The sequence below is a fragment of the Massilia sp. genome (assembly GCF_032106685.1).
GTDB lineage: Bacteria > Pseudomonadota > Gammaproteobacteria > Burkholderiales > Burkholderiaceae_D > Telluria.
In genome coordinates this window covers 53096-61227 of sequence record NZ_DAMCPG010000035.1, presented here as the reverse complement: position 1 = coordinate 61227, position 8132 = coordinate 53096, and the positions used below count along the sequence as shown (strand labels likewise).

The window sequence follows — 8132 nt, the reverse complement described above, 5'->3', positions numbered from 1 at the left end:
GGATGTTGGTCTGGAAGGCGATGCCGTCGATGACGCCGATGATGTCGGCGATCTTCTTCGACGAATCGGTGATCGCTTCCATGGTTTGCACCACGCGGCCGACGGTCTCGCCGCCGCGGCCGGCCACCTGCGAGGCGGTCTGCGCCAGGGCGTTCGCCTCGCGCGCATGGTCGGCGTTCTGCCTGACGGTCGAGGTCAGTTCTTCCATCGAGGACGCGGTTTCCTCCAGCGAGCTGGCCTGCTGCTCGGTGCGCGCGGACAGCTCCAGGTTGCCGGCCGAGATCTGGTCGGCGGCGTCGGCGATGGTGGCGGTGCCCGCGCGCACTTGGCTGACGATGTCGACCAGGTTGGCGTTCATGTCCTTCAGGGCGCCCATCAGCGCGCCGGTCTCGTTGCTGCCGTGCGCCTCGATGCGGCTGCTCAGGTCGCCCTTGGCGACGGTTTGCGCCACGGTCACCGCTTCGTCCAGCGGCGCCGAGATGCGGCGGCCGATCCAGGCGGCGAAGCCGGCGCCGCCGAGCAGCGCGGCGATCATCAGGCCGACCTGCAGGCGCTGGCTGAACTGGAACTCGGCCTCGATGCGCGCGGTGTCGGCGCCCACGGCGTCGCGCTGGTACTTCACCATCGCGCGCAGGCTCTCGATGTAGGTCGCGACGCGCGGCACCATCTCGGTGTCGAGGAAGCGGCGCAGACCCTCGAGGTCGCCGGCTTTCTTCTTCGCCAGCGCGGCCCTGCGCGCCTCGCGGTAGGCGTTGCGCTGCTGGTCGACGGCGGCGAACAGGGCCAGCGCCTGCGGATCGTTGGCGATGCTGGCCATGATCTCCTTGTGCAGCGCGTCCGAACGTTTCGACGAACCTTCGATCGCGTCGAGGAAGAACTGGGCGTCGGCCTCGTCGGTCAGTTTGATCGCGGCCAGGGTGCGCGCCCCGTTCACCTCGATGATCGATTGCCACTCCTGCAGCAGCGAGGCCCGATACAGGCTTTCGGTCGCCATTTTCTTGACCAGCGCGTCGGCCTTGTTCATCTGGCCGATGCCCAGGCCGACCAGGATCAGCATGGCGGCCAGGATCGCGCCGAAGCCGATCAGGAGGAGGGTGCGTATTCTCAGATTGTCGAGTTTCATGAAATTTTAAAACCGTAGAAAAGTGACTGATCTACACGGGCCAATGAAGTTGCCGTGTGGAAATGTGTCAATTTTCGCAGATTTTGCCGTCGGATGCAGACACCTTAAGTTTCCGATAAGCAATTTCAGTAAAAAAAGCGTGGCATGGTATCCACGCTTTTGTGACCGACAGGCGGGGCGGCGCATGGGACGCCGCCGGGGAGAGGGGAAGATCAGCCCGCGTCGGGCAGCATCGAGCCGGTCTGGCGGTAGCGCTCGTGCCAGGCAAAGGCCTTTTCCAGCACGTGCGGGGTCTGGCCGCCGCGCGCCTGGGCCTCGCGCACGTAGTCGCGCAGCATGTCCTGGTAGGGCGCCGGCACGCAGTTGGCGATGATGACGCTGGCGCGCTCGCGCGGCGCCAGGCCGCGCAGGTCGGCCAGGCCCTGCTCGGTGACGATGATGTCGACGTCGTGCTCGGTGTGGTCCACGTGCGAGACCATCGGCACGATCGAGGACACCTTGCCCCCCTTGGCGACCGACTTGGTGGCGAAGATCGACAGGTAGGCGTTGCGCGCGAAGTCGCCCGAGCCGCCGATGCCGTTCATCATGTGGGTGCCGCCGACGTGGGTCGAGTTGATGTTGCCGTAGATGTCGGCTTCCAGCGCGGTGTTGATCGCGATGATGCCGAGGCGCCGGATCACTTCCGGATGGTTCGACACTTCCTGCGGACGCAGCACCAGGCGCTCGGCATAGCGTTCCAGCTCGGGGAAGACCTGGGCCGTCTTCGCCGGCGACAGCGTGATCGAGGAGCCCGAGGCGAAATCGAGCTTGCCGGCGTCGAACAGGTCGAAGGTCGAGTCCTGCAGCACTTCCGAATACATGGTCAGGTGCTCGAAGGGGCTGTCGACGAAGCCGGCCATCACGGCGTTGGCGATGGTGCCGATGCCGGCCTGCAGCGGAAGCAGGCGTTTCGTCAGGCGGCCGGCCTCGATCTCCTTGCAGAAGAAGTTCACCAGGTGGCGTGCGATCGCCGCCGTCTCGGCGTCCGGCGGCAGGTTCGCCGAGGTGCTGTCGGGCTGGTCGGTGAAGACGATGGCGGCGATCTTCTCGGGCGGGATCTCGATGGCGGGCGTGCCGACGCGGTCCTCGGCGTGCATCAGGGGGATCGGTTCGCGCATCGGGCGCTTCTTCGGAATCCAGATGTCGTGCAGTCCCTCCAGCGCGCGCGGCTGCGCCAGGTTGATCTCGACGATCACCTTCTCGGCCAGGATCGCGAAGCTGGCGCTGTTGCCCACCGAGGTCGTGGGGACGATGCCGCCCGACTCGGTGATGCGCATCGCCTCGATCACGGCCACGTCGACCGGGCCCAGGTGCCCCGAGCGCAGCACCTCGACGGTCTCGGACAGGTGCTGGTCGATGTACATCACCTCGCCTCGGTTGATCGCCGCGCGCAGCACCGGATCGACCTGGAACGGCGCGCGGCGCGCCAGCGCGTGCGCCTCGGTGAGCAGTTTATCGGTGTCGTTGCCGAGCGAGGCGCCGGTGAGCAGGGTGATGCGCAGCGGTTCGCGGCGCGCCCGTTCGGCCAGCGCGGCCGGCACCAGCTTGACGTCGCCGGCGCGGGTGAAGCCGCTCATGCCGACGGTCATGCCGTCGCGGATGAAGGAGGCCGCCTCTGCCGCGGTGGTGATGCGTTCGCGCAGCAGGGGACAGCCGATTCGGTCTTGGTATGCTTCGTTCATCATGGTTCGTCTTGCAGTGGGAGGCTGCCCGGTAATCATCGCAGCCAGTTGTTGACCGGCACCAGTGGTGGCGGCAGGTCGGGATCGCCCAGCGCGTCGCGCAGGTCGATTTCGATGGCGCGGCAGATGGCGTCGAGCGGCAGGTCGTTCGGCGACACGCCGAACGGCTCCTCGATCTCGTCGCCCAGCGCGTCCAGGCCGAAGAAGGTGTAGGCGACGATGGCCACCACCAGCGGCGTCAGGTAACCGAGGCTGTCGACCAGGCCGAAAGGCAGCAGGAAGCAGTACAGGTAAGAGGTGCGGTGCAGCAGCAGGGTGTACGAGAACGGGATCGGCGTGTTCTTGATGCGCTCGCAGGAAGCGCCGGTGGCGACCATGGCGGAGATGTTGGCGTCGATCGTGGCCGCACGCACGCTGTCGAGCATGCCGGTATTGCGGCACAGGGCCAGGTCCTTGCCCATTTCGAGCATCAGCGCGTGGGTCAGGTTGCGCCGGCCGCGCAGCGCCGCCCATTCGCCCGGCATCAGGTGGGGCGCGACGTCGGCCGCCGGATCGGTCTGGCGCAGCTGGTGGCGCAATGCGTGCGCAAAGGCGATCGCGCGCCGGATCATGCGGTCGCGCACGGCCTCGTTGCCGGCGATGGGATCGATCAGGCTGAGGCACTCGCGTGCGAAGTTGCGGCCGCGCAGGACCAGCTCGCCCCACAGCTTGCGCCCTTCCCAGAAGCGGTCGTAGGCCGAGTTGTTGCGAAAACCGAGGAAGATCGCCAGCGGCAGGCCCATCAGCGTAAACGGGGTGATCGTCAGGTGCACCTTGTAGTCGCCCAGTTCGCCATGGGTCCAGGAGATGACGACAGCAAGCAGGGTGGTGACGAGCAGGCTTTTCCAGATGCTGGAGAGGATCGAGCCGCGCATGGTCAGGAACAGGCGCAGGCCGTTGGGGCGTTCACGGACGATCATGCCGCCCCCTCGAGTGGTTCATGGGACAGGCTGCTGCTGCAATCGTTCATGCTCGGTACCGCATCGGGACGGAAATGTGAATCTGCCGGCCGCACGCGGGCACGCGGCGCGGGACCGCGACGTCCGGCGCCGGCTGGACGAAAAGACCACTGTAGCCGCTGCGCCGTGGAATTCCTAATTCACATTTCCAATTGCAGTTATTGATGAGGTGAATGTTTGTTTTGTCGTCAACACTGTGAGTGATATTGCAAGCCGTGGCCACGTACACCGTGTTCACTCCTGCCGGGTGTACAGCAGCCTGCGCGGATCGAAGCCCTGGCCGGAAAGGCGCGCCAGCAGGGCGTCGAGGGCGGCCTTCTCGACCGTGGGCGTGCGCGCCAGGATCCACAGGTAGTCGCGCCCCGGCTCGCTGACCGCGGCGAGCTGGTAGTCGCGGTCGATGTCGATCACCCAGTAATCGGCCCAGACCGCCGGTATGAAGGACAGCAGGGCCGGCGCGAAGCGCACCTTCAGGCGTGGCGAGCCGGCCGGGCCGACCCGGCGCGCGATGGCCTCGGCGACATTGGTGCCGCCATCCTCGAGGCGGCAGCGGTTCTCGACCTTCACGCGGCCGTCGGGCAGGGCGGTGTAGGTGGCGGTGGTGAAGCCGGCGCATTTGCGCTCGAAGCGGTTGGGATAGCGCGCGATCTCGTACCAGGTGCCCATGTAGCGCGGCAGGTCGAGTCGGGAGACGGTGGCCAGGTCGCTGGCGGCGGCCTTGCCGGCCGCGTAAGCCTTCATGCCCAGCAGGGCGGCGGAGGCAAGCATGGTGCCTTTGACCAAGGCGGGAGCGAGTCGTCGGTTCATGGAAAACCCTCGTTTGTCGATGACTTCTCCATGGTAGCCCGCTGTGGCGGACTCGGCCGCACGAATAGGCGGCGGCTTGACCGGCGTCCGGTGGCGGCGCGCCCGGCGTCCAAAAAAAACGCCAACCGGCGCGGTTGGCGTGTGCCCGCAGTCGCTGGCCTTGCCGCTTATTCGGCGGTCTTGGCCTGCTGCTCGCGCAGTTGCTCGCGCAGCTGGTTCGGCGGAACCTGGGTATAGTCCTTGTTGAATTCGAGCTTGATCAGCGGCTTGACGTGCGGGTCCATGACGGCGCGCAGGGCCCCCAGGAACTGCGGCGAGGCCGACAGCACGAGCTTGTCGAAGCGGCCCTCCTGGTGGGCTTTCAGCAGGTAGCCCGAGATGTCGCGCGCAAACTGGTCGGCTTCCTGCTCGGCTTGCGTATGGGCCGGCTGGTATTGCTTGTTCGGGGCGCCGGCGCCGCTGTTATGGGAAGCGCCGCCGCCCTGCGTGCCGCCGATGTTGTGGCCGCTGCCGGCGGCCGCGGTCGGGCCGAGCCTGTCGGTCAGGACCTCCGACTCGCGCAGGCGTACCGCGTTGTTGACCATGTCCTCGATTTCTTGCAGTGGTGCTGTTGGGTCATTCTCGGAAAAGATCCGTGCCCGGCCGGCGTTGGCCGTGATAATCCAGGTTGTTGGCATACTACCTCCCCCTGTCAATGTATGAGTGAGTGATGTCCGGCCGCGTTGCCGCAAGTTGCGTCAAGCCCCGCGAAACGCTGCCGATCGTCGCGTAAATTCAATATAGCATAGGGGTTGCCAACCCCGACGCACGGCGCCCGGGCCCGTGTGCGTCGCGTCGTGCGCCCTCTTGCGCGCCGCGCCGGAGACGCTTTCGGCAGAATGAAGATTCCGCTCCATCCACCCATGCGCATGCAACGCCTGCTGATCATCCTCGGCGCCCTCATCCTCGCGGCCGGCCTGGCCTGGCCCTGGCTGCGGCGCCTGCCCTTCGGCCGCCTGCCGGGCGACATCCACGTCGTGCGCGAGGGCTTCAGTTTTCACTTTCCGATCGTGACCTGCATCGTCGTCTCGATCGTCATCACGCTGATTCTTTGGATCTTCCGGCGCTGAAAGCACGCCTTGCCCGTGCCGATATGTTGTCGCGCCAACACATGCTTGCATATTTTCTTTCCGATAATAAATTGCATTCTCTATAATTCTATTTTCTTTTTTATAATAAGAATAATAGGTGGAGAGAATGCGATTCACGAAACTGAAGGCTGCAGCCGTGCTGGGCGCGGCCCTGCTTGCAGGGTGCGGCGGTGGTGGGGGAAGCGATACGCCAGCGGTGTCCAGTCCTGTTGGCGCGGCTCCAGGAACGGGACCCGGCACCACGCCGGGTTCGGGCGGTACCCCAGGCACGGGCGGTACGCCGGGCACGGACACTGTTCCGGGAGCGCCGCCTGCGGCGACCCCGGGCGGCACCTGGCTGGCGCTGACACCGGCTACGGTGACGCTGTCGGCCATCGAAGGCGAAAGCACCGGTTTCCGGGTCATCGGTACTTCGAGCCGGACCTTCGAGAAGCCTGTCAACATGGCGATCATCGACAGCAAGGGCGTCGTCACGACCGACGTGACCATCAGCGCGCTTTCCCAGTTCGAATATGCGGCCGACCTGCGCACCGCGCCGGCGCTCGCAGCGGGCAGCCATACTACCAATCTGGAAGTACGCTTGTGCGAGGACGTGCCCACCGTGTGCAGCAAGCCGCTGCCGGGTTCGCCGTGGTACATCCCGGTCACGGTCAATGTCGCGCCCCATGCCCAGGCTCAGCAGCGCCTGACGCTGATGCCCGCCGCGTTCGACCTCGCCACTTACCAGGGCGAGCCCCTGTCGTTCGAGCTCGTCGCGCAAATGGCTGGCGCCTCGAAACCGGTGCAGATCGCCGTCGTCGATAACGCCGGTGTCCTCGCCCAAGGGACGGTGATGAGCCAGGACGGCAGCACCACTTACCGCGCCAAGCTCACCACCTCATCCGTGCTGACGCCGGGCGAACACAGCGCCTCGCTCGAGGTGCGCGCCTGTTACGACGAGCCGCGCGAGTGCCGTATGCCGGTCAGCGGTTCGCCCTGGCGCGTCCCGACCAAGGTCACCGTGAAGTCGGGAATCAACCTGACCGCGCTGGCCGCGCTGCCGGGCGTGGCGCCATGGAGCACCTACAACGGCAACGCCACACATACCGGTTATGTTCCCGCAAGCTTCGACCCGGCGAACTTCACGCGCCGCTGGAACCGTCCGGAAACCGGCACGGGATTCGGGCAGGCGGTCGCGATCGACCAGGGCCGGGTCTTCACCGTAGCGGGCCTTAGCGAAAGCAAATGGGAGCTCATCGCCGCCAAGGAGGCCGACGGGGAGGTGGCATGGCGCTACCACATGAGCCGGCTCTACAACGTCAATCCGCCGGCCGCCGCCAACGGCAAGGTGTTCGTGACCTCGACCGGCCACGAGGACAGCTTCTTGTGGGTGTTCGACCAGGCGACGGGGCAGCTGATCAGCAAGACGGCCCTGTCCTCGCAATGGGATCGCTACATGGCGCCGACTGTGGTTGGCGACATGGTGTACACCAACAGCGGCTCCTACGGTGGAATGGTCAAGTTCAATGCGGCGACCAACCTGGTCGAATGGCGCAACACGACCCTGCCGCAATACGACGGGTGGACGCCCGCGGTCGACGGCGGCTATGCCTACGCTTACATGAACAGCCAGGTGTACGCCGTCGATACCGCCAGCGGCGGCATCGCCTTCACCATCGCGAACCCGAGCGGCCAGTGGATGGGATGGAGCACCTCGACGCTGGCGCTGGACGACAAGATGGGCTTTGTCGTCCACAACGGACGCCTGCTCGGATTCGACCTGCAGGCGCGCACCCGTGCCTGGGAAACCAATGGCAGCACGATCGGCCAGCCCATCGTGGCCAAGGGCGTCGTGTATTCGCTGGCCGAGGGCGGCTCGCTGGTCGAAGCACGCGCAAGCACGAACGGCATGTTGCAATGGAAATCGCCCGCGCTGAGCAACGGAACGGTCGAGGCGGCTTTCATGCGGATGGTCGTCAGCTCGAACCTGCTGTTCGCGAGCTCGGCGACAACGACGGTGGCGATCGACCTCGCCACGCACCAGGTGGTATGGACGTATCCGCTGGGCGGCGAGCTGGCGATCTCCGACCGCGGCGTGCTGTACATCGTTGCACGGTCCGGCAAGCTGGCCGCCGTCAACCTGCGCTGATCTTCCTCGCGCACCACAAGGCGCCACCTGCGGGTGGCGCTTTTTTTTGCCGTCGCGCCTACCACACCCGCATGTCCAAAACGTGACACCGCCTCACCTTGAGCAAGATTTGACAAACACGGCCATTCAACTAACGACACAATGCCGTCCATACGAACCGCAGAGGCGTCCAGCGCCCACCGGGCAAGACCGGCCCGGATCGGAGATCGAAACCATGAATGTTTT

At 65.7% G+C, this 8132-nt stretch carries 7 protein-coding genes; 2 read left to right on the top strand and 5 right to left on the bottom strand.

Annotation, left to right across the window (positions count from 1 at the left end):
• The 5 genes from RT688_RS17740 to RT688_RS17720 all read right to left on the bottom strand — a co-directional run.
• Nucleotides 1–1123: MCP four helix bundle domain-containing protein (locus tag RT688_RS17740; protein ID WP_313706174.1), on the bottom strand; the 1123-nt coding region annotated here is incomplete at its 3' end.
• A gap of 212 nt (nt 1124–1335) precedes the next feature.
• On the bottom strand, nt 1336–2844 hold the full coding sequence (locus RT688_RS17735) for an acetyl-CoA hydrolase/transferase family protein (RefSeq protein WP_409521939.1): 1509 nt from the start codon (nt 2842–2844) through the stop codon (nt 1336–1338).
• Between the two features lie 35 nt (nt 2845–2879).
• On the bottom strand, nt 2880–3803 hold the full coding sequence (locus RT688_RS17730) for a bestrophin family protein (protein ID WP_313706172.1): 924 nt from the start codon (nt 3801–3803) through the stop codon (nt 2880–2882).
• Nucleotides 3804–4076: 273 nt separating this feature from the next.
• Nucleotides 4077–4649, bottom strand: a complete 573-nt coding sequence (locus RT688_RS17725; RefSeq protein WP_313706171.1) for a lipocalin family protein — start codon at nt 4647–4649, stop codon at nt 4077–4079.
• Between the two features lie 167 nt (nt 4650–4816).
• A complete protein-coding gene (locus RT688_RS17720; protein ID WP_313706170.1) occupies nt 4817–5326 on the bottom strand; it encodes a host attachment protein in 510 nt (169 codons plus the stop codon).
• A 201-nt stretch (nt 5327–5527) separates the two neighbouring features.
• On the opposite strand from RT688_RS17720, the gene RT688_RS17715 reads away from it, so the two are divergent.
• Both RT688_RS17715 and RT688_RS17710 read left to right on the top strand, forming a co-directional pair.
• Complete coding sequence (locus RT688_RS17715) at nt 5528–5758, top strand: DUF2905 domain-containing protein (protein ID WP_313706169.1); 231 nt, start codon at nt 5528–5530, stop codon at nt 5756–5758.
• A gap of 127 nt (nt 5759–5885) precedes the next feature.
• Nucleotides 5886–7907, top strand: coding sequence for a PQQ-binding-like beta-propeller repeat protein (locus RT688_RS17710; protein WP_313706168.1), 2022 nt, complete (start codon nt 5886–5888; stop codon nt 7905–7907).
• Nucleotides 7908–8132 lie beyond the last annotated feature (225 nt).